This is a genomic window from Bacillus testis, from assembly GCF_001243895.1.
GTDB classification, from domain to species: Bacteria; Bacillota; Bacilli; order Bacillales; family DSM-1321; genus Bacillus_AD; species Bacillus_AD testis.
Window position 1 is genome coordinate 956912 of the sequence record NZ_LN851186.1, and the last position, 19720, is coordinate 976631.

Sequence of the window (19720 nt, forward strand, 5' to 3'; positions counted from 1 at the left end):
TGTGGCGGGTATGCCTCATTGCTTTTTTTGCCTTGGCTATGTTCCAGCCGTCGTTGCTTGTATGTAATTCGTAGATAGCCTTTAGACTGTCAGAATGCTCGCTTTTCATTCACTGCCATCCAATAAATGTTTGCCCCCGTCCTAATAGCGTGCAAGAATCCTCATTCAAAATAGAGTAAAGGCTCTAATTTCAGGGAAATCGAGTGCCAGAATGAATAAAAAACCTATATATGTATTTGCTTATTTAGATAGAAAATTGTCTAGGAATCTTCATTGCTTAAAGGGAAAGGATATAGTGCAATAGTAAGTAAGAATGTCTGGAATGCGTGATGATCAGCACAAATGAGCATGTTTTTGTTCTTTCATACAGATGTCCATCCTGTTTTCTAGCTTGCTATCGCGGATCAATATAAAAATGATGATTAAAATTATTATCTTGGGCTTGCCTGTTTCATTCAAAGAATTAACACCAATACAGAAAGGCGGGAACAGAATGCAGAATGTTATCACAAAAGAAAGATTGCTGGAAGCAAATTTCGGTATTGAGAGAGAGGGGTTGAGAGTGGCCGGCGATGGTTCGCTTTCCTTAAAAAAACATCCGGAAGCTTTTGGCGACAAGAATGAAAATCCCTATATTACAACGGATTTTTCTGAGAGCCAATTAGAACTGATCACACCTGTTTTTTCATCTTCAAACGAGGCGGTCGGTTTTTTGGATTCGCTGTATAATATTGCCGTTTCAGCCCTTCAGGATGAATTTATTTGGCCGCAATCCATGCCGGCCATTACACCTGAAGACGTAGACATCCCGTTGGCTGTGTTCGATCAGGAGCGGGGCAGCCAAAAGGATCAGTACCGGGCTTACCTGATGGATAAATACGGGGGTAAAAAGCAATTGATTTCCGGGATACATATCAATTTTTCTTTCAGTGACCGCCTTCTGAAGACGTTACATAAGGAGTCAGCCAATGGGCAGGCTTTTCCAGCCTTTAAGAACGGCATCTATCTAAAATTGTCCCGCAATTTCCTGCGATATAACTGGCTTCTTGTCTATTTATTGGGTGCAGCCAATACACTTCATAAGACTTATGATAAAGAGTGCGTGAATGAGCTTGACCAAGTGAATGCTGAAACCTATTCAGATGCCCGGGCCGTTTCATTCCGGAATAGTTCATGCGGCTACCAGAATAAAGAACACATTATTCTTGATTATGGATCTATTGAAACGTATGTGAAATCGATACAGGAAGCCATCAACACAGGTGTGATCGCAAATATGCAAGAATTATATTCGCCCATAAGACTGAAAGGGAAGAAGCCGCAATCTTTGGACCAGCTGATGGAAAACGGAATAGAATACGTAGAATTGCGGAGCATCGATGTAAATCCTTTCTTGAAAAGCGGATTGAGTAAAGATGATTTGGATTTTATCCATGTATTTTTATTATTTTGTCTGTTTAAGCAAGAGAGCGAGTACGAAGGCTGGCAAACTGAAAGTATAGCGAATAAAGAAATGGCAGCTAAAAGAGGATTGGATTTCCGTACTGAATTGCTGCGTGATGGCAAGGCCGTCTCCCTGTGTGACTGGGGAGAACAAATACTTGAAGAAATTCTGCAATTTGTGGAAGATGCAGAGCTTCCTTTCATAGATCTTGTAAAAGAGAAACTGGATGTGCTGAATCATCCGGAAAAGACATATTCCTACCGGATTTCGGAGTTGTGCAAGAAGAGCGGCTATATCGGCGCCCATATGAATCTCGCCAAAAAGTATAAAGAAGAAGCCAGACAGGAACGCTTTCGCTTAACCCCTTATACAGATCTTGAATTATCCACTCAAATTTTATTAAAAGAAAGCATTAAAAGAGGGATTTCCTTTGACATACTAGATCGGAAAGAAAATTTTATCGCTTTGCAAAAAGGGCAAAAGACGGAATATGTTAAACAAGCGACGAAAACAAGCAAAGACCAATACATCAGTTTTTTGATCATGGAAAACAAGAGTGTGACAAAGAAAATCCTTGCTAAAAACAACATTTCTACACCATCAGGCGAGGAATTCCAGCAGATGGGGCAAGCGCTTGGCGCCGTGGATGAATGGATAGGCCGACCGGTTGTCGTCAAACCTAAGTCGACCAATTTTGGTTTGGGAATTTCGGTCTTTTCGGAGGGGACAGATCAGGAAGGCTTAGCCGAAGCGTTCAGGATTGCTTTTAAGGAAGATACATCGGTATTGATCGAACCTTTCATTAAAGGGAAGGAATACCGTTTCTTAACAATCGGCGACGAAACTGCTGCTGTACTGCATAGAGTGCCGGCCAATGTGAAGGGGGACGGCCGCTCATCCATAGCAGATTTGATCGCCCAAAAAAATCTGGACGACTTGCGTGGAGAAGGGTATAAAACGCCGCTCGAAATCATCCAGATAGATGATAATATGAGATTATTCTTACGGCAGCATGGGTTGACGATAAACAGCGTTTTACCAGACGGTAAAGTCCAATACTTACGGGAAAACTCTAATATTTCCACTGGAGGAGACAGCATAGATGTAACAGATGTGGTCCCGCCTTACTATAAAGAGATTGCTGTCCAGGCAGCCAAGTGTGTAGGAGCAAATATATGCGGCGTCGATATGATTATTGAAGATCTAGAGAGTCCATCACATTCCTATTCGATTATTGAGTTGAACTTTAATCCAGCCATCCATATCCATTCCTATCCTTATGAAGGGAAGGAGCGGAATATCGCCGGAAAAATCCTTGAATTGTTGGAATTATAATAAGCAAACAGCCTGAGCACAATCCGCTCAGGCTGTTTGCTTTTTTGAATATCTCTGCCAGTCAAAGTTTCACTTTATTTTCCTTCAGCTGGCTGATAATGCCTGTTAATGAAGGATTGCCATGCTTCCAGTAATCCTTCATCGGGCAGTCTCCCTTATCCAGCCGTTCAAGGACTGTAGTAAGCGTATAATCTTCCATCCGCAGGTCTTTATTAACTTCTTCCCAAAACAGAGGGGCAGCAACGGTGGCTCCCTCTTTTCCACGGAGGGAATAAGGACAAATGATTGTTTTGCCTGGTGCATGCTGAACATAATCAAGATAAAGCCGTCCGCCCCGGTTTTTTTTCAATCTTTCCGTCGTGAAGGAATCAGGATACTGCTCGGTGAGATAGGAAGCGACAAATTCAGTAAAGACGCGTGTATCCTCATAAGTAAGACTGTCTTGGGCAATCGGGATATGGACCTGGATCCCTTTGCTTCCGGATAGCTTGGGGAAACTGACAATCCGGAAACTCGTGAAGATGTCATTGAGATGCCGCGCTGCTTTGATCGCTAAGTGAAAAGCGTCCCGGTCAGGCGGATCAAGGTCAAAGACAATTTCCACCGGCAGATTGGAATCGACCTGCGAAAAAGGGACATGGTATTCAATGGCTGATTGGTTTCCGAGCCAGAGTAGGGAGGAGAGTGAATCGCATACGATATAATTATTTCCTTCAGCTGGTGCGATCTTAATAAAATCAGGTGCATAATCCGGGCAGTTCTTTTGGAAAAAGGACTCTCCGGGAATGCCATTTGGGAACCGGATGGCCGTCAGCCTTCGATCAGCCAAAAAAGGAAGCATGTAAGGAGAAATCCGGATCAGATAAGCAAGAAAGCGTTCTTTAGGTATAGAAGGAATGGTCCATATTGTTTTTTCAGGATGGGTGATGTTCACTTTCTCTTCCGTTGCAGCAGCGAGAATCAATCGGTCCCATGTACAAGTTTCCCAATGCTCCTGCAACTGGAAAGAAATAAAAGATGGCTCGATCAGCTGCCCATCTTGTATGTCTATGTAAGACAGCTCGACACATATGGCGGGATCGATATGAATCATCTGAGCCTCTGAACACGTTTGGTTATTGCGGATTGCTTCTTCTAAAGACTGGCGTTCCGTTGATTTTATACCGGCGGAGAAAGAGCCTAAAGCTATTATTTCTCCTTCCTTCAGTACGCCTGCCAGGAAAGACTTCCGGCTTGTTTCCATTCCTAAAATGAAGAAAATCCCTTTGTACTTTCCTTTGCCCATAGGAAAACGGATATTCATGTATAGCTCCTTTCTTTACTGAGGAAACAGGCATGTTTCCGGTTTTTGCTGGACGAATGCCTGGATGCTCGGCTGGCGGATTGAGTGTCCTTCAGGCCAGTCGATGAATTGGACTTTTACGGTGATCACCGGTTTTAGCCACTGGATATTCTTGATGCTTTTCGGGATTGCTTTAAAAGGAGCAGCTTCGATTTTAAAAGGCCCCAAGGATTCAGTTAAATGGCGCCAGTCGGCGGCCGTCAGCTTGCCGGTGCCGGCGCTGCCGATAAACAAAAGCTCACCTTGATCATACAGCCCAAGCAGTAAGGAATTGACGATACCGGAACGGTATGTCACCCCGCCAACGACAGCAATGATGTCTTTATAGTTTTTAATTTTCCGCCAGTTGTCGTTTTTGCCGTCGAGAATATAAGTGCTGGACAACTTTTTACAGACGATCCCTTCCATATTTCTTTCTTTGACCACGTTGAACAATTGGTTGCCATCCTGCTGGCGTGGCACCAGCTGGACGTGGGCATTGGGAAGGAGTATCCGATCCAGAAGCTGTAGCCGTTCATAGAGAGGCAGGACGTTGACCCATTTTCCATTGTAATAGACCACGTCGAACACCATGTAATAGATGGGAACGCTCTCCATCATCGGCGGCACTCTGTCTAATCGCCTTATTCCGTCCCTTCTCATTACTTTATGAAAGGAGGGGGTGCCTGTTTCATCAAGGGCAATCACTTCACCGTCAAGGATGGCGGACGAAGCATCTGTGTAAGCCGCTGCATCCGCGATTTCCGGGAAAATGCGGGTCCGTTCATTCAATTGCCTGTTATACAGTCTTGTTTCTTTTCCGTCCAAGTAGGATAGCACTCTAACCCCGTCCCATTTAATCTGGGAAATCCAGTCCGTCCCATTAGGGATTTGATCCGAGGACACGGGCTCAAAAGGGATGATGGGTTGCAATGTCATATGTCACACTCCTTTTCCCACATGGCGGCGGATTAACTCGTTTTTTTCGTTGTCTGCTTAGCTTTAGCCGTTTTAGGCTTGGCCGCAGGCTTTGGTTTTGTTTTTTCGATAGAAGCCTGGAGAGCGGCCATCAGGTCGACCACGTTGCTCCGATCCTCGTTAGCCGGTGTTTCGGCTGTCTGAATGTACTCGTTTCTTGCCATCTTATCCTGAATGAGCTTCTCAAGGGCTGTCCGGTACGTATCTGTATACTTAGTTGGATCAAACTTAGTGGTAAGCTGGTCGATCAGCATCAGCCCGACGTCGAATTCTTTCTCGGAAATCGCTGACTTATCTGCCGCGCCGAGAGGAACATCCGCTGAGCTTCGGACTTCATCGGGAAAATGCAACGTTTCGAGAAGCAGCATATTATTATGGGGCCTGATCGCCGCCAAACGTTCCTTGCTTCTGATGGTGATCTTGGCTATGCCGATTTTCTTGGTTTTTTTCAGGATTTCTGAGATTAGCGTGTACGGTTTTGCTCCGCCGCTGTCAGAGCCGATAAAATAGGTTTTGTCGAAATAAATGGGGTCAATTTCCGACAGTTTTACAAAGTCAATGATAGCCACCTGTTTTAATTCATGCTCTTCTTTCAATTTCTTGATTTCTTCTTCGGTTATCTCCACAAACCGTCCATTTGGGGATTCGTACACTTTTATAATTTCATCATTTGTCACATCATCATCGCACTCGGCCACTTTGCGGTATTTAATAGGCGATAGGCATTCCTTGTGGAATTGGCGGAACTTGATATCGCGGTCCTCAACAGCCGAAAAAAGCTTGACCGGTATATTGACAAGTCCAAATGAAATGCTGCCTTTCCAAACTGTATGCATAAAAGGATCTCCTTTTCATTTGATTTACCGTTAGATTCTGCCATGGCGGGTATTATATGTGGATATTTTACAGTTTCCATAAACTGCGTGTTGGTGCGGTGTGGCTATGAAGCTTTTCTATGGCAATACCAAAAAAGGGAGGAGGTTTTTTTAAAATAATTGCTAAGATTACGGCTCATCCACTGTTGGCGGAGCGGCCGACTCATGTCCATTTTGAAAGCCTGCAAAAATAGAACTCATTTCAATTCTTATAATATGTTCCGATTTAATTGATTGGATTTGGAAGGGAGTGAGGGCAATCATTTATCTTGTTACAATGCTTATTTTTGTATTGCTGATCATTTTGATCCGCAGAGAAGGGTATCAAAAGGAAGGCTTTTTTTGGGGGAAGGTCGCACTTTTATTTTTGTCCTTCTTCGTCTCGTTTTCTTTTGGCCGCATTCATCTTCCACTTGGTTTATTAATTGGATATCTTATCTTGAGGAAATGGACAAAGTCTAATATCGGCATAAAGAAAATGGTGCTTCTATTTGCCTTATTCCAATTTATTTTAAATAACTATATGTTGCCGCCCGTTTCTATCCATCAGACAAATGAGGTAAAGGCGATTCATGAACAGCTACAGGCTTTTGAGAAAGTGGAATATATGACTTCCTTTAAGGCGGATGCAAAGATACAGAACAACATAAATATATATGGGCAAACCTCATCAATAATGATGTTCCGTATATATGTCTTCCGAGATAGAGGGCTTTCGATTAAAGATGAGACATGGCTGTATTACAGATCCATACCAGAGTTAGATTATTCTTGGTCTTCGACAGGAGCGAGCCATTCCTCTTTAGGAGTTCGGCAAGAATATATACGTTTCAATAAAACAAGTGAAGAATATGTAGGTTTTTTTGGGAAGCATGAGGGCAGGTTTTACTTAAAATATGTGATAAAAGGGAAATTGAAAAACCATTCTTCCTATGATGGTTTCTTTTAATGCCTTGCGCCTTTCAAATAAAAAAGACCCTTTCATATCTTGAAGAACACTTATTAAGAAACGAAAGCCCGCTAACGTATAGATAGGGACTTCCGTCATTATTCCTGATTATTTATTATTGGCAGGTTGCAGCATTAAATCTTCGAGTGGCAACCGTGTAGATCCATAGGCAGGAGCCGCAGCTTTGCCCAAAGCAATTAAGACAAGCGGAACGTACCGCTTGTCTAGCCCAAATTGTTTTGCGAACTGATCCTTGTCGAAGCCACCCATGCATACTGTGTCCAATCCTTTTGCTTTGGCAATCAACATGAATTGCATAGAAATCAGTCCGGCATCGAAGTTGGCGATATTTAATCTGGCTTCAAAAGGGGCATTAGGGTAAAGAGCTTTAGCATTGGAAATTTGCCGTTCCATGTTTACCTGATCGATAAAACCTGCTTCTAGGTTGCGGTGATAAATTTCATCGATATTATGGTAAGCCTCTGTATCGCCGATCACTGCTATTAGAGCTGAGGACGTCTCGATTTGTTGGAGGTTGAATGAGAATTTTTGAATATTCTTCTTCGTTTCGTCGTCCTGGATAACCATGAACCGCCAAGATTGCAAGTTGCTAGAGGAAGGGGCCTGCGTAGCTTCTGTTAACATTTCATCGATAGTGGCTCGATCAATTTTATAAGCAGGGTCGAACTTTCTGACTGATTTACGTTCATATATAATGTCCATTAGGTTATTGTATTTTTGTGACATATTTGACCTCCGTTGTTAGGCTGTTTAATTAACTTACTTTTAGTAAGTCCGATTTTAGGTTACTATAAGTAAGTTTGAGTTGTCAAATTAGAATATGCTAAACTGGCAGTAGTAAAAGAATGGAGTTTTAATTATGGAAGAAAAAATGGACAATCTGATTCAATCAGCTTCACAAGGAAAAGGCATGGCAATCTGCGACAGTTTTCATGGCACGATTGAATTTATCGGTAAACGTTGGATGGGCATCATTATCTATCATTTATTGAAAGGCCCCATGCGCTATCATGAGTTGCTGGCCAATATCCACGGTATTTCAGATCGATTATTGACTGAGCGCTTGCGGGAAATGGAGCAGCAAGGATTAGTTGTGAAAAAAACATCCCTGTCATCACCCAGAAAAGTAGAGTATGAGCTGACTCCAAAAGGGAAAGAACTGGAAGAGGTTATTGAAGCGATCATTAAATGGGTAAAGGTGAACGGCTGCCATCACCAGCAACTAGAAAACAAATAAGGCACAGGGATGAATGTATTTTATATCTTTCCCTCTACCAAGACTTCTCCAAAAATAAAAAGTCGTAGAAAAGAGTACACTGCAAGCCCATCAAATCGATGGGCTTTTTGGCTGTTTTTTATGTTCTTCATATCAAATATAAAAAGGGGAGCAGTTAGCGAAAGAATCTTTTAACTGGATATAGTGATTAGACATCTGCTTTTCAAAAAATAATTTCCAAAAAATGAAAGATGGTATAGACGGCTTATCCTTTTCTAATGTAAGATATTGCTAACAAATATCATTTTAAATATTTAGAAAAATCAGAAATGTATTGTGTCAAATAATGATATGGGGGGTTAATATGAAAAAGAAAAAGTTGGCTGGAATCGTTTTGTCTCTCTCTTTGGCGGCAGGAGTCATGGCGGGTTGCTCAAATTCTACGAATGGATCGGGTGGAAGCAAAGGCGATGTCATTAACATTGGGGCAAACCTTGAATTATCAGGGGGAACTGCGTCTTACGGGCAATCAATCCTGCAAGGGCTTGAATTGGCTGTCGATGAAATCAATAAAAAAGGAATCGACGGAAAGAAAATCAAGTTGATCAAGGTGGACAATAAGTCAGAACCTTCAGAAGCCACTAGTGCTGCCCTTAAGTTGATCACACAAAAGAAAGTTTCGGCGATCGTCGGTGCAGCAACCAGCGGAGATACGACCGCCCAACTGCAAATCGCAGATAAGCAGAAAGTGCCGGTCATTACGCCGACTGGAACAAACCCAGATTTAACTTATAAGGATGGCAAACTGAATGAATATATCTTTAGGACTTGTTTCATTGATCCGTTTCAAGGGACAGTCGCAGCCAACTTTGCAACCGAAGAACTGAAAGCCAAAAAAGCGGCTGTCTACTTGGATAGCTCAAGTGATTATTCGAAAGGCCTTGCGGATGCGTTTACCAAACAATTCAAAGAAAATGGCGGCACCATTGTAGGAAATGAAGCCTTTGTAGCCAAAGATACCGATTTTCGGGCTACTTTAACGCGATTGAAATCACAGAATCCTGATTTTATTTTCCTGCCTGGCTATTACGAAGAAGTGGGGCTCATCGTTAAACAAGCCCGCGAAGCCGGCCTGAATGTCCCTTTCATGGGTGGAGACGGCTGGGATTCTCCAAAGCTAATAGAGATTGCCGGCAAGGAAGCCCTGAATAATACATTCATCACCAATCATTATTCCTCTGGTGACCCGGACGAAAAAATCCAAGAATTTGTAAAAGCCTATGGGGATGCAAATGGTGGTAAATCGCCGGATGCCTTCACTGCGCTTGGCTATGATACAGGCTATCTTTTGGCTGATGCCATTAAGCGTGCAGGCTCATCTGATCCGAAAAAAATCAAAGAAGCTCTTGAAGAAACAAAAGGATTGGAATTGGTATCAGGTGACTTCACCTTCGACAAGAAGCATAATCCGATTAAATCGGCTACAATTTTGGAATTTGTGAATGGTGAACAACAATATAAAGCTAAAATCGACCCAAAATAAAACCGCATGGCAAATAGGAGGCTATTTTGGCCTCCTATTTTTAAATGACAGCTCGCGTCCACATCCTATTCAACGTCCTTATCATGATGTTCCGCTTTTCGAATTACTATAGCAAGGAGAGACGTACATGGAAATAATACAACAGCTCGTTAACGGACTATCGCTTGGCAGTATTTACGCCCTGATTGCACTTGGCTATACGATGGTTTACGGAATTGTAAAATTGATCAATTTTGCGCATGGAGATGTCTTCATGGTCGGCGCATTTGTCGGCTTTTATTCCATCACGGTATTGGATTTATCCTTTTTCCCCGCTCTTTTAATATCTATGGCAGTATGTGCGATCTTTGGTGTTTTGATAGAGAGAATTGCCTATAAACCGCTTAGGAACGCAACAAGGATTGCTGCACTGATTACAGCGATTGGCATGTCTTTGTTGATTGAATATGGATTTATATATGTTCGTGGCGCCCAACCTGAAGCTTATCCGAATGATGTGCTTCCGGCTTCAACCCTGAATCTATTCGGGGTGACAATCAATAGCCAATCCATTTTGATTTTTACTGTTTCGGTCGTTTTAATGATTATTTTACAAGTGATTGTACATAGAACAAAGATTGGAAAAGCGATGCGCGCTGTTTCCTTTGACGCGGATGCAGCAAAACTAATGGGCATTAATGTAAATAACACAATATCGGCCACTTTCGCTATCGGTTCTGCCTTGGCTGGTGCGGCAGGAGTTATTTTTGGAATCTATTATATTAAAATCGAACCCCTAATGGGCGTACTACCTGGTTTAAAGGCATTCGTAGCCGCTGTATTGGGAGGAATCGGCATCATCCCAGGAGCGATGGTTGGAGGATTGCTGCTGGGAGTCATTGAAGCACTGGTAAGTGCAATCGGCTATTCTCTCTGGCGTGATGGAGCAGCCTTTGTTGTCCTTATTCTTATTTTAATTTTTAGGCCGCAGGGGCTGTTTGGAAAAAACAAAAAAGAAAAAGTATAAAGGAGACAACGTTATGGGGACATTTAAGCGGGTGAAGGGGTTTTGGCTCTCGGTTATACTTTCATTGATGGTTTTCTTTGTTATCCAATTTTTGATCAGTGGCGGGTTGCTGAATCCTTTTTATGAAAATACCTTGATGTTCATTGGTATTAACATCATTTTAGCGGTGAGCCTTCATTTGATCATAGGCATTACCGGGCAATTTTCGATTGGTCATGCCGGTTTTTTGGCGGTAGGTGCGTATATGTCGGCAGTTATGACAATGAATTTCGAAATGCCTTTCATTATCTCTCTGCTGGCCGGAGGAATTTTAGCCGCTTTAACCGGACTACTGATCGGCATCCCGAGCTTAAGGCTAAAAGGTGATTACCTGGCTATTGCAACTCTTGGTTTTGGGGAAATTGTCCGGATATTCCTGTTGAATACAGACTATGTAGGCGGGGCAAGTGGCATGCAGATCATCCACCTGACAACATGGCCCTGGGTTTTTGCATCTGTTGTAATCACTGTTATCGTCATCAGGAATTTTACTACTTCGACACATGGTCGGGCTTGCATTTCCATACGCGAAGATGAAACAGCAGCCGATTCTATGGGAATCAATACAACCTATTATAAGGTTATGGCTTTTGCGTTAGGGGCTTTCTTTGCGGGAATTGCCGGTGGCCTTTACTCGCATAATTTTTATATTATCCAACCTGGCAATTTCGGCTTTTTAAAGTCTTTCGATATATTAATTTTCGTCGTATTGGGAGGGTTAGGGAGCCTCTCAGGCGCAGTATTGGCTGCGATTCTTTTGACGCTTGTCACCACATTCTTGCAGGACTATCCTGAAACAAGAATGATCATCTATAGTCTTGTTCTTATTATTATGATGATTTACCGCCCTCAGGGACTAATGGGAACGAAAGAACTGACAAGCTACTTCACACGCAAAGGGGGGGCTAAACATGAACGCAACCAATCCGTTACTTAAAGTAGATTCTATTGGCATACGATTTGGAGGACTGAGGGCTGTTTCTGACGTAGATATGGAGTTGTATCCGGGAGAGCTGGTTGGATTGATAGGGCCGAACGGGGCAGGAAAGACGACATTCTTTAATTTATTGACGGGCGTATACGTACCGACAGAGGGAACAATTTCTTTAGATGGTAAGCGATTAAAAAAGCTTCCTCCTTATAAAATTAATCAAAAAGGCATCAGCCGTACATTCCAGAATATTCGCTTGTTCGGCGATATGACAGTGATCGATAATGTAAAGGTCGCTTATCATTCGTTGGCGAAACATGGTATTGTAAGTTCCATTCTCCGTCTTCCGCCCTTTTTTAAAGGAGAAAAAGAAATGGACGAAAAGGCAATTGAATTTCTAAAAATTTTTAAATTGGACATTTATAAGCATGAACTGGCCAAAAATTTACCTTATGGGCAACAGCGCCGATTAGAAATAGCCCGGGCTTTGGCGGCTGATCCCAAGGTACTTCTGTTAGATGAACCTGCTGCTGGCATGAACCCACAGGAAACCAATGAATTAATGAATTTAATTTCCTTTATCCGCGAGCGGTTTAAATTGACTGTATTATTGATTGAACATGATATGCCGCTAGTGATGGGGGTTTGTGAAAGGATATATGTACTTGACCACGGTCAGCTAATTGCTCAAGGAAAACCTGATGAGATTCGAAACAACCCGAAAGTAATTGAAGCATATCTCGGCGAGGAGGTTTCATCCTAATGCTTAAAGTCAATGATATAAATGTCTATTATGGAAACATCCAAGCACTCAAAGGTATATCGCTGGAAGTGAATGCTGGGGAAATTGTCACCTTGATAGGGGCGAATGGAGCGGGAAAAAGTACATTACTTAAAACGATATCAGGCTTACTAAAACCAAAACAGGGAGAAATCCTCTATGAAGGACAATCCATTGCCGGAAAACCAGCTCAGCACATCGTAAAACGGGGTATTTCGCAAGTTCCGGAAGGTAGGCGAGTTTTTGCCAATATGTTCGTAGAGGAAAATCTTCAGCTGGGCGCATATTTGCGGAAAGATAAAGAAGGAATCAAAAATGATGCCCAAAGGGTCTATGAACTGTTTCCACGGTTGCACGAAAGGAAAAAGCAGCTTGCCGGGACGCTATCAGGCGGCGAACAACAGATGCTCGCAATGGGAAGGGCATTGATGGCTAATCCCAAGTTGCTGCTGTTAGATGAACCGTCCATGGGATTGGCTCCTTTGCTTGTAAAGCAAATCTTTAACATTATAGAAGAAATAAAGAAAACCGGAACGACCATTTTATTAGTAGAACAAAATGCAAATTTGGCTCTTTCAATTGCTGATCGTGCGTATGTAGTTGAGACAGGAAGAATCGTCCTTTCAGGAGAAGCGGATGAATTAAATGCAAGTGAAGAGATAAAGAAAGCCTATTTAGGCGGCCATTAAAAAAGCAATGCTTGATTCATCCAACAATGATTCAAGCGTTGCTTTTTATTTGTCTAGTTTAAAAGAAAGGGATAGCGGCAGTTCATTTTTCGAAGAGAGCTAGTCATTGACAGTGTGGTGGAAGATCACTATGTTTATTGGTTTCATTCATGGATTTGCTTATCAAAGCAACTTTTCAAATTTAATAGAGATTTTTTTTAAAAAAGTTATTGACTATATAATATTATCTTGGTATATTAATAAACGTCGCCGGGACAACAACGAAACACTTTTAAAAGAGTGAAAAAAGTTGTTGACAGGCAACACAAAGAAATGTTAAGATAATCAAGTCGTTAAAACGACGAAAAAATATTTTAAAAAAGTTCTTGACTCACTAAAGAAGATGTGATATAATAAAAAAGCTTCTTGTGAGCAAAAAATGTTCTTTGAAAACTAAACAAGACAACACGTCAACGTTAATTCTAACTAAACGTTTCAACAGAGTTGAAACACACAAGTTTTATTTTATGAGCAAGTCAAACGCTTATTGGAGAGTTTGATCCTGGCTCAGGACGAACGCTGGCGGCGTGCCTAATACATGCAAGTCGAGCGGACAGAAGGGAGCTTGCTCCCGGAAGTCAGCGGCGGACGGGTGAGTAACACGTGGGCAACCTGCCTATAAGACTGGGATAACTCCGGGAAACCGGGGCTAATACCGGATAGGTTCTTCCTCCACATGGAGGAAGAAGGAAAGATGGTTTCGGCTATCACTTATAGATGGGCCCGCGGTGCATTAGCTAGTTGGTAAGGTAACGGCTTACCAAGGCAACGATGCATAGCCGACCTGAGAGGGTGATCGGCCACACTGGGACTGAGACACGGCCCAGACTCCTACGGGAGGCAGCAGTAGGGAATCTTCCGCAATGGACGAAAGTCTGACGGAGCAACGCCGCGTGAACGAAGAAGGCCTTCGGGTCGTAAAGTTCTGTTGTTAGGGAAGAACAAGTACCAGAGTAACTGCTGGTACCTTGACGGTACCTAACCAGAAAGCCACGGCTAACTACGTGCCAGCAGCCGCGGTAATACGTAGGTGGCAAGCGTTGTCCGGAATTATTGGGCGTAAAGCGCGCGCAGGTGGTCCTTTAAGTCTGATGTGAAAGCCCACGGCTCAACCGTGGAGGGTCATTGGAAACTGGGGGACTTGAGTGCAGAAGAGGAAAGTGGAATTCCAAGTGTAGCGGTGAAATGCGTAGATATTTGGAGGAACACCAGTGGCGAAGGCGACTTTCTGGTCTGTAACTGACACTGAGGCGCGAAAGCGTGGGGAGCAAACAGGATTAGATACCCTGGTAGTCCACGCCGTAAACGATGAGTGCTAAGTGTTAGAGGGTTTCCGCCCTTTAGTGCTGCAGCAAACGCATTAAGCACTCCGCCTGGGGAGTACGGTCGCAAGACTGAAACTCAAAGGAATTGACGGGGGCCCGCACAAGCGGTGGAGCATGTGGTTTAATTCGAAGCAACGCGAAGAACCTTACCAGGTCTTGACATCCTCTGACACTCCTAGAGATAGGACGTTCCCCTTCGGGGGACAGAGTGACAGGTGGTGCATGGTTGTCGTCAGCTCGTGTCGTGAGATGTTGGGTTAAGTCCCGCAACGAGCGCAACCCTTGATCTTAGTTGCCAGCATTCAGTTGGGCACTCTAAGGTGACTGCCGGTGACAAACCGGAGGAAGGTGGGGATGACGTCAAATCATCATGCCCCTTATGACCTGGGCTACACACGTGCTACAATGGATGGTACAAAGGGCAGCGAAACCGCGAGGTTTAGCCAATCCCATAAAGCCATTCTCAGTTCGGATTGCAGGCTGCAACTCGCCTGCATGAAGCCGGAATCGCTAGTAATCGCGGATCAGCATGCCGCGGTGAATACGTTCCCGGGCCTTGTACACACCGCCCGTCACACCACGAGAGTTTGTAACACCCGAAGTCGGTGGGGTAACCTTTTGGAGCCAGCCGCCTAAGGTGGGACAGATGATTGGGGTGAAGTCGTAACAAGGTAGCCGTATCGGAAGGTGCGGCTGGATCACCTCCTTTCTAAGGAAATTAGAAGAATGTTACGTGACTGTCTTGTTTAGTTTTGAGAGAGCATTCCTTTCTCAAACATAAAACTGAGTCGAATCAGCAACGAGTTATTCGAGGAAGCGATTGAACGAAGGAACGAGCTTATTTGCATAAGTGAGTGACTGAGTGATTGAAGCTGACGAAGAAGAACGAAGTTGATCATTCGACGGATTTGTTCCTTGAAAACTAGATAACAGTAAGAAGGCAAAGTAAATTTTTGCATCCAAACACACCAAGTAAAACCAATATTTCTTGCGAAATGTTGAACGTATTCTTCCTGACGGAAGATGCGATAACCATAATGGTTAAGTTAGAAAGGGCGCACGGTGGATGCCTTGGCACTAGGAGTCGATGAAGGACGGGACTAACACCGATATGCTTTGGGGAGCTGTAAGTAAGCTTTGATCCAGAGATTTCCGAATGGGGAAACCCACTGCTCGTAATGGAGCAGTATCCTTACCTGAATACATAGGGTATGGAGGACAGACCCGGGGAACTGAAACATCTAAGTACCCGGAGGAAGAGAAAGCAAACGCGATTTCCTGAGTAGCGGCGAGCGAAACGGAAGATAGCCCAAACCGGAAGGCTTGCCTTTCGGGGTTGTAGGACACTCTATATGGAGTTACAAAGGAACGGGGTAGANCATAGCGTCAAGCTAGTAAGACCCCTGAGAGATGATCAGGTTGATAGGTTCGAGATGGAAGTGTGGCGACACATGGAGTTGACGAATACTAATCGGTCGAGGACTTAACCTAATTAATATGTTTGGACACATGATTTACCCTTCCGTTATCTAGTTTTGAAGGAATAAATTTCTTCTTGAAATTATTTGGGCAAGCAGATATAATGATATCTGTCTCAAATGAATGTCTGGTAATGATGGCGAAGAGGTCACACCCGTTCCCATTCCGAACACGGAAGTTAAGCTCTTCAGCGCCGATGGTAGTTGGGGGCTTCCCCCTGCGAGAGTAGGACGTTGCCAGGCAATCTAGATGGCCCGTTGGTCAAGCGGTTAAGACACCGCCCTTTCACGGCGGTAACACGGGTTCGAATCCCGTACGGGTCACCACTTTTCATATGGAGGATTAGCTCAGCTGGGAGAGCATCTGCCTTACAAGCAGAGGGTCGGCGGTTCGATCCCGTCATCCTCCACCATATTTTTCTTACATGCCGGTGTAGCTCAGTTGGTAGAGCAACTGACTTGTAATCAGTAGGTCGGGGGTTCGACTCCTCTTGCCGGCACCATCTTTCTTTTAATAGAGAGCCATTAGCTCAGTTGGTAGAGCATCTGACTTTTAATCAGAGGGTCGAAGGTTCGAATCCTTCATGGCTCACCATTCAGATTTGCGGGTGTGGCGGAATTGGCAGACGCACCAGACTTAGGATCTGGCGCCTTACGGCGTGGGGGTTCAAGTCCCNCAGGATAGGTAGGAGCCTTTGAAGCCGGAGCGCCAGCTTCGGTGGAGGCGTCGGTGGGATACTACCCTGGTTGTATTGAAATTCTAACCCGCACCCCTCAATCGGGGTGGGAGACAGTGTCAGGCGGGCAGTTTGACTGGGGCGGTCGCCTCCTAAAATGTAACGGAGGCGCCCAAAGGTTCCCTCAGAATGGTTGGAAATCATTCGTAGAGTGCAAAGGCATAAGGGAGCTTGACTGCGAGACCTACAAGTCGAGCAGGGACGAAAGTCGGGCTTAGTGATCCGGTGGTTCCGCATGGAAGGGCCATCGCTCAACGGATAAAAGCTACCCCGGGGATAACAGGCTTATCTCCCCCAAGAGTCCACATCGACGGGGAGGTTTGGCACCTCGATGTCGGCTCATCGCATCCTGGGGCTGTAGTCGGTCCCAAGGGTTGGGCTGTTCGCCCATTAAAGCGGTACGCGAGCTGGGTTCAGAACGTCGTGAGACAGTTCGGTCCCTATCCGTCGCGGGCGTAGGAAATTTGAGAGGAGCTGTCCTTAGTACGAGAGGACCGGGATGGACGCACCTCTGGTGTACCAGTTGTCTTGCCAAAGGCATCGCTGGGTAGCTATGTGCGGACGGGATAAGTGCTGAAAGCATCTAAGCATGAAGCCCCCCTCAAGATGAGATTTCCCATAGCGTCAAGCTAGTAAGACCCCTGAGAGATGATCAGGTTGATAGGTTCGAGATGGAAGTGTGGCGACACATGGAGTTGACGAATACTAATCGGTCGAGGACTTAACCTAATTAATATGTTTGGACACATGATTTACCCTTCCGTTATCTAGTTTTGAAGGAATAAATTTCTTCTTGAAATTATTTGGGCAAGCAGATATAATGATATCTGTCTCAAATGAATGTCTGGTAATGATGGCGAAGAGGTCACACCCGTTCCCATTCCGAACACGGAAGTTAAGCTCTTCAGCGCCGATGGTAGTTGGGGGCTTCCCCCTGCGAGAGTAGGACGTTGCCAGGCAATCTAGATGGCCCGTTGGTCAAGCGGTTAAGACACCGCCCTTTCACGGCGGTAACACGGGTTCGAATCCCGTACGGGTCACCACTTTTCATATGGAGGATTAGCTCAGCTGGGAGAGCATCTGCCTTACAAGCAGAGGGTCGGCGGTTCGATCCCGTCATCCTCCACCATATTTTTCTTACATGCCGGTGTAGCTCAGTTGGTAGAGCAACTGACTTGTAATCAGTAGGTCGGGGGTTCGACTCCTCTTGCCGGCACCATCTTTCTTTTAATAGAGAGCCATTAGCTCAGTTGGTAGAGCATCTGACTTTTAATCAGAGGGTCGAAGGTTCGAATCCTTCATGGCTCACCATTCAGATTTGCGGGTGTGGCGGAATTGGCAGACGCACCAGACTTAGGATCTGGCGCCTTACGGCGTGGGGGTTCAAGTCCCTTCACCCGCACCATATGCGGAAGTAGTTCAGTGGTAGAATACAACCTTGCCAAGGTTGGGGTCGCGGGTTCGAATCCCGTCTTCCGCTCCAATAAAATATGCGCCCGTAGCTCAATTGGATAGAGCGTCTGACTACGGATCAGAAGGTTATGGGTTCGACTCCTTTCGGGCGCGCCATATTTATTTGATTTATAAGTATAATCGGGAAGTAGCTCAGCTTGGTAGAGCACTTGGTTTGGGACCAAGGGGTCGCAGGTTCGAATCCTGTCTTCCCGACCATTATGAATCTTTAAAATGGGGCCTTAGCTCAGCTGGGAGAGCGCCTGCCTTGCACGCAGGAGGTCAGCGGTTCGATCCCGCTAGGCTCCACCATTGATTTTAATGTGGAGGTATACCCAAGTCCGGCTGAAGGGATCGGTCTTGAAAACCGACAGGGGCTTAACGGCTCGCGGGGGTTCGAATCCCTCTACCTCCTCCATTATTTTCATATTATCGCGGGGTGGAGCAGTCCGGTAGCTCGTCGGGCTCATAACCCGAAGGTCGCAGGTTCAAATCCTGTCCCCGCAATCATGAAGGTCCCGTGGTGTAGCGGTTAACATGCCTGCCTGTCACGCAGGAGATCGCGGGTTCGATTCCCGTCGGGACCGCCATTTATAGTATTTTAGTTCATTCCATATAAAATTGGGATTTATAATCCCATGGATGGTGATGGCATTCAGTTCCAGGCACCATTGCTATAATGATGCTTATTTTTTATGTTAATACGGAGGGGTAGCGAAGTGGCTAAACGCGGCGGACTGTAAATCCGCTCCTTCGGGTTCGGCAGTTCGAATCTGCCCCCCTCCACCATTTCCCTTATAGGAAAGAAAATGACCATGGCGATTGTGGCGAAGTGGTTAACGCATCGGATTGTGGTTCCGACATTCGTGGGTTCGATTCCCATCAGTCGCCCCATTCATACTATTTTTGGGCTATAGCCAAGCGGTAAGGCAACGGATTTTGATTCCGTCATGCGAAGGTTCGAATCCTTCTAGCCCAGCCATCCTTGCGGGTGTAGTTTAGTGGTAAAACCTCAGCCTTCCAAGCTGATGATGAGGGTTCGATTCCCTTCACCCGCTCCATTTTTTATATGGGCCTATAGCTCAGCTGGTTAGAGCGCACGCCTGATAAGCGTGAGGTCGGTGGTTCGAGTCCACTTAGGCCCACCATGAATAATATTTGATTGTTCCGCAGTAGCTCAGTGGTAGAGCATTCGGCTGTTAACCGAACGGTCGTAGGTTCGAGTCCTACCTGCGGAGCCATTTTTTTTATGGGGAAGTACTCAAGAGGCTGAAGAGGCGCCCCTGCTAAGGGTGTAGGTCGCGCAAGCGGCGCGAGGGTTCAAATCCCTCCTTCTCCGCCATACATATCATGCGCCTTTAGCTCAGCTGGATAGAGCAACGGCCTTCTAAGCCGTCGGTCAGAGGTTCGAATCCTCTAAGGCGCGTATAAAACTAATCTCACGGGAGGTTAGTTTTTTTTGTTATTTGAAGTGCCTATATTAGAACGGAGCCAATCTTATAGGTTCTATACTAAATGTTGGGGTGAAAAAGTGCGTGAAGAAGAAGCTTAATTGGAAGAC

Annotated in this window: 11 protein-coding genes, 25 tRNA genes, 2 rRNA genes and 1 other annotated feature; of the genes, 34 read left to right on the forward strand and 4 right to left on the reverse strand. The window is 44.8% G+C overall.

Features of this window, described 5'->3' with window-relative positions; genetic code table 11:
• Window positions 1-493: 493 nt before the first annotated feature.
• Window positions 494-2779 carry a bifunctional glutamate--cysteine ligase GshA/glutathione synthetase GshB gene (gene gshAB / locus BN1765_RS05275; RefSeq protein ID WP_050616677.1) on the forward strand — a complete coding sequence of 762 codons (2286 nt, stop codon included), beginning with the start codon at window positions 494-496 and terminating at the stop codon, window positions 2777-2779.
• A 61-nt stretch (window positions 2780-2840) separates the two neighbouring features.
• On the opposite strand, the gene ligD is transcribed toward gshAB, so the two are convergent.
• The 4 genes from ligD to BN1765_RS05300 form a co-directional block, all read right to left on the reverse strand.
• Window positions 2841-4082 (reverse strand): DNA ligase D, encoded by a 1242-nt coding sequence (ligD, locus tag BN1765_RS05280; protein WP_050614150.1) that lies wholly within the window; start codon window positions 4080-4082, stop codon window positions 2841-2843.
• Between the two features lie 15 nt (window positions 4083-4097).
• On the reverse strand, window positions 4098-5039 hold the full coding sequence (locus tag BN1765_RS05285) for an ATP-dependent DNA ligase (protein WP_050614151.1): 942 nt from the start codon (window positions 5037-5039) through the stop codon (window positions 4098-4100).
• A gap of 32 nt (window positions 5040-5071) precedes the next feature.
• Entirely contained in the window at window positions 5072-5914 is an 843-nt protein-coding gene (ku, locus tag BN1765_RS05290; RefSeq protein WP_050614152.1) for a non-homologous end joining protein Ku, read from the reverse strand.
• Between the two features lie 1096 nt (window positions 5915-7010).
• Window positions 7011-7649, reverse strand: a complete 639-nt coding sequence (locus BN1765_RS05300) for a nitroreductase family protein (protein ID WP_050614154.1) — start codon at window positions 7647-7649, stop codon at window positions 7011-7013.
• 133 nt (window positions 7650-7782) lie between these two features.
• On the opposite strand from BN1765_RS05300, the gene BN1765_RS05305 reads away from it, so the two are divergent.
• The 33 genes from BN1765_RS05305 to BN1765_RS05470 all read left to right on the forward strand — a co-directional run bounded on the left by BN1765_RS05305 (window position 7783) and on the right by BN1765_RS05470 (window position 19585).
• Window positions 7783-8160 (forward strand): winged helix-turn-helix transcriptional regulator, encoded by a 378-nt coding sequence (locus tag BN1765_RS05305; protein ID WP_230199500.1) that lies wholly within the window; start codon window positions 7783-7785, stop codon window positions 8158-8160.
• 343 nt (window positions 8161-8503) lie between these two features.
• Window positions 8504-9682, forward strand: coding sequence for an ABC transporter substrate-binding protein (locus BN1765_RS05310; RefSeq protein WP_050614155.1), 1179 nt, complete (start codon window positions 8504-8506; stop codon window positions 9680-9682).
• Between the two features lie 127 nt (window positions 9683-9809).
• Window positions 9810-10688, forward strand: coding sequence for a branched-chain amino acid ABC transporter permease (locus BN1765_RS05315; protein ID WP_050614156.1), 879 nt, complete (start codon window positions 9810-9812; stop codon window positions 10686-10688).
• Between the two features lie 13 nt (window positions 10689-10701).
• Window positions 10702-11664 carry a branched-chain amino acid ABC transporter permease gene (locus tag BN1765_RS05320; protein ID WP_050614157.1) on the forward strand — a complete coding sequence of 321 codons (963 nt, stop codon included), beginning with the start codon at window positions 10702-10704 and terminating at the stop codon, window positions 11662-11664.
• The gene (locus BN1765_RS05325) at window positions 11639-12421 is read left to right on the forward strand and encodes an ABC transporter ATP-binding protein (RefSeq protein WP_050614158.1); all 783 of its coding nucleotides are present in this window, start codon (window positions 11639-11641) and stop codon (window positions 12419-12421) included. Before BN1765_RS05320 ends, BN1765_RS05325 begins: the two co-directional genes overlap by 26 nt.
• Window positions 12421-13128, forward strand: coding sequence for an ABC transporter ATP-binding protein (locus tag BN1765_RS05330; RefSeq protein ID WP_050614159.1), 708 nt, complete (start codon window positions 12421-12423; stop codon window positions 13126-13128). The genes BN1765_RS05325 and BN1765_RS05330 overlap by 1 nt, the downstream gene beginning before the upstream one ends.
• Window positions 13129-13651: 523 nt before the next feature.
• Window positions 13652-15201: ribosomal RNA gene (locus tag BN1765_RS05335) — 16S ribosomal RNA — on the forward strand.
• A gap of 330 nt (window positions 15202-15531) precedes the next feature.
• Window positions 15532-17436: a sequence feature (most likely nonfunctional fraction of RNA operon), on the forward strand.
• Window positions 16223-16297: transfer RNA gene (locus BN1765_RS20365), tRNA-Glu, on the forward strand. It overlaps the preceding feature by 75 nt.
• Window positions 16308-16383: transfer RNA gene (locus BN1765_RS20370), tRNA-Val, on the forward strand.
• Window positions 16398-16473, forward strand: a tRNA-Thr gene (locus tag BN1765_RS20375).
• Window positions 16490-16565, forward strand: a tRNA-Lys gene (locus BN1765_RS20380).
• Window positions 16583-16649 (forward strand) — tRNA-Leu (locus tag BN1765_RS20385).
• 114 nt (window positions 17437-17550) lie before the next feature.
• Window positions 17551-17666, forward strand: a 5S ribosomal RNA gene (gene rrf, locus BN1765_RS05370).
• Between the two features lie 9 nt (window positions 17667-17675).
• Window positions 17676-17750 (forward strand) — tRNA-Glu (locus BN1765_RS05375).
• 10 nt (window positions 17751-17760) lie between these two features.
• Window positions 17761-17836 (forward strand) — tRNA-Val (locus BN1765_RS05380).
• Window positions 17837-17850: 14 nt separating this feature from the next.
• Window positions 17851-17926: transfer RNA gene (locus BN1765_RS05385), tRNA-Thr, on the forward strand.
• A 16-nt stretch (window positions 17927-17942) separates the two neighbouring features.
• A tRNA-Lys gene (locus tag BN1765_RS05390) sits at window positions 17943-18018 on the forward strand.
• Window positions 18019-18027: 9 nt separating this feature from the next.
• Window positions 18028-18112, forward strand: a tRNA-Leu gene (locus BN1765_RS05395).
• A 3-nt stretch (window positions 18113-18115) separates the two neighbouring features.
• A tRNA-Gly gene (locus BN1765_RS05400) sits at window positions 18116-18190 on the forward strand.
• Between the two features lie 9 nt (window positions 18191-18199).
• Window positions 18200-18276, forward strand: a tRNA-Arg gene (locus BN1765_RS05405).
• A gap of 25 nt (window positions 18277-18301) precedes the next feature.
• Window positions 18302-18378: transfer RNA gene (locus BN1765_RS05410), tRNA-Pro, on the forward strand.
• A 17-nt stretch (window positions 18379-18395) separates the two neighbouring features.
• Window positions 18396-18471: transfer RNA gene (locus BN1765_RS05415), tRNA-Ala, on the forward strand.
• A gap of 13 nt (window positions 18472-18484) precedes the next feature.
• A tRNA-Ser gene (locus tag BN1765_RS05420) sits at window positions 18485-18577 on the forward strand.
• A 15-nt stretch (window positions 18578-18592) separates the two neighbouring features.
• Window positions 18593-18666 (forward strand) — tRNA-Met (locus BN1765_RS05425).
• A 7-nt stretch (window positions 18667-18673) separates the two neighbouring features.
• Window positions 18674-18749 (forward strand) — tRNA-Asp (locus BN1765_RS05430).
• 115 nt (window positions 18750-18864) lie between these two features.
• A tRNA-Tyr gene (locus BN1765_RS05435) sits at window positions 18865-18948 on the forward strand.
• Between the two features lie 29 nt (window positions 18949-18977).
• Window positions 18978-19053: transfer RNA gene (locus BN1765_RS05440), tRNA-His, on the forward strand.
• A gap of 13 nt (window positions 19054-19066) precedes the next feature.
• Window positions 19067-19141, forward strand: a tRNA-Gln gene (locus tag BN1765_RS05445).
• Window positions 19142-19146: 5 nt separating this feature from the next.
• Window positions 19147-19220: transfer RNA gene (locus BN1765_RS05450), tRNA-Gly, on the forward strand.
• Window positions 19221-19230: 10 nt separating this feature from the next.
• Window positions 19231-19307, forward strand: a tRNA-Ile gene (locus BN1765_RS05455).
• Window positions 19308-19325: 18 nt separating this feature from the next.
• Window positions 19326-19400 (forward strand) — tRNA-Asn (locus tag BN1765_RS05460).
• Between the two features lie 10 nt (window positions 19401-19410).
• Window positions 19411-19501, forward strand: a tRNA-Ser gene (locus BN1765_RS05465).
• A 10-nt stretch (window positions 19502-19511) separates the two neighbouring features.
• Window positions 19512-19585: transfer RNA gene (locus BN1765_RS05470), tRNA-Arg, on the forward strand.
• Window positions 19586-19720 lie beyond the last annotated feature (135 nt).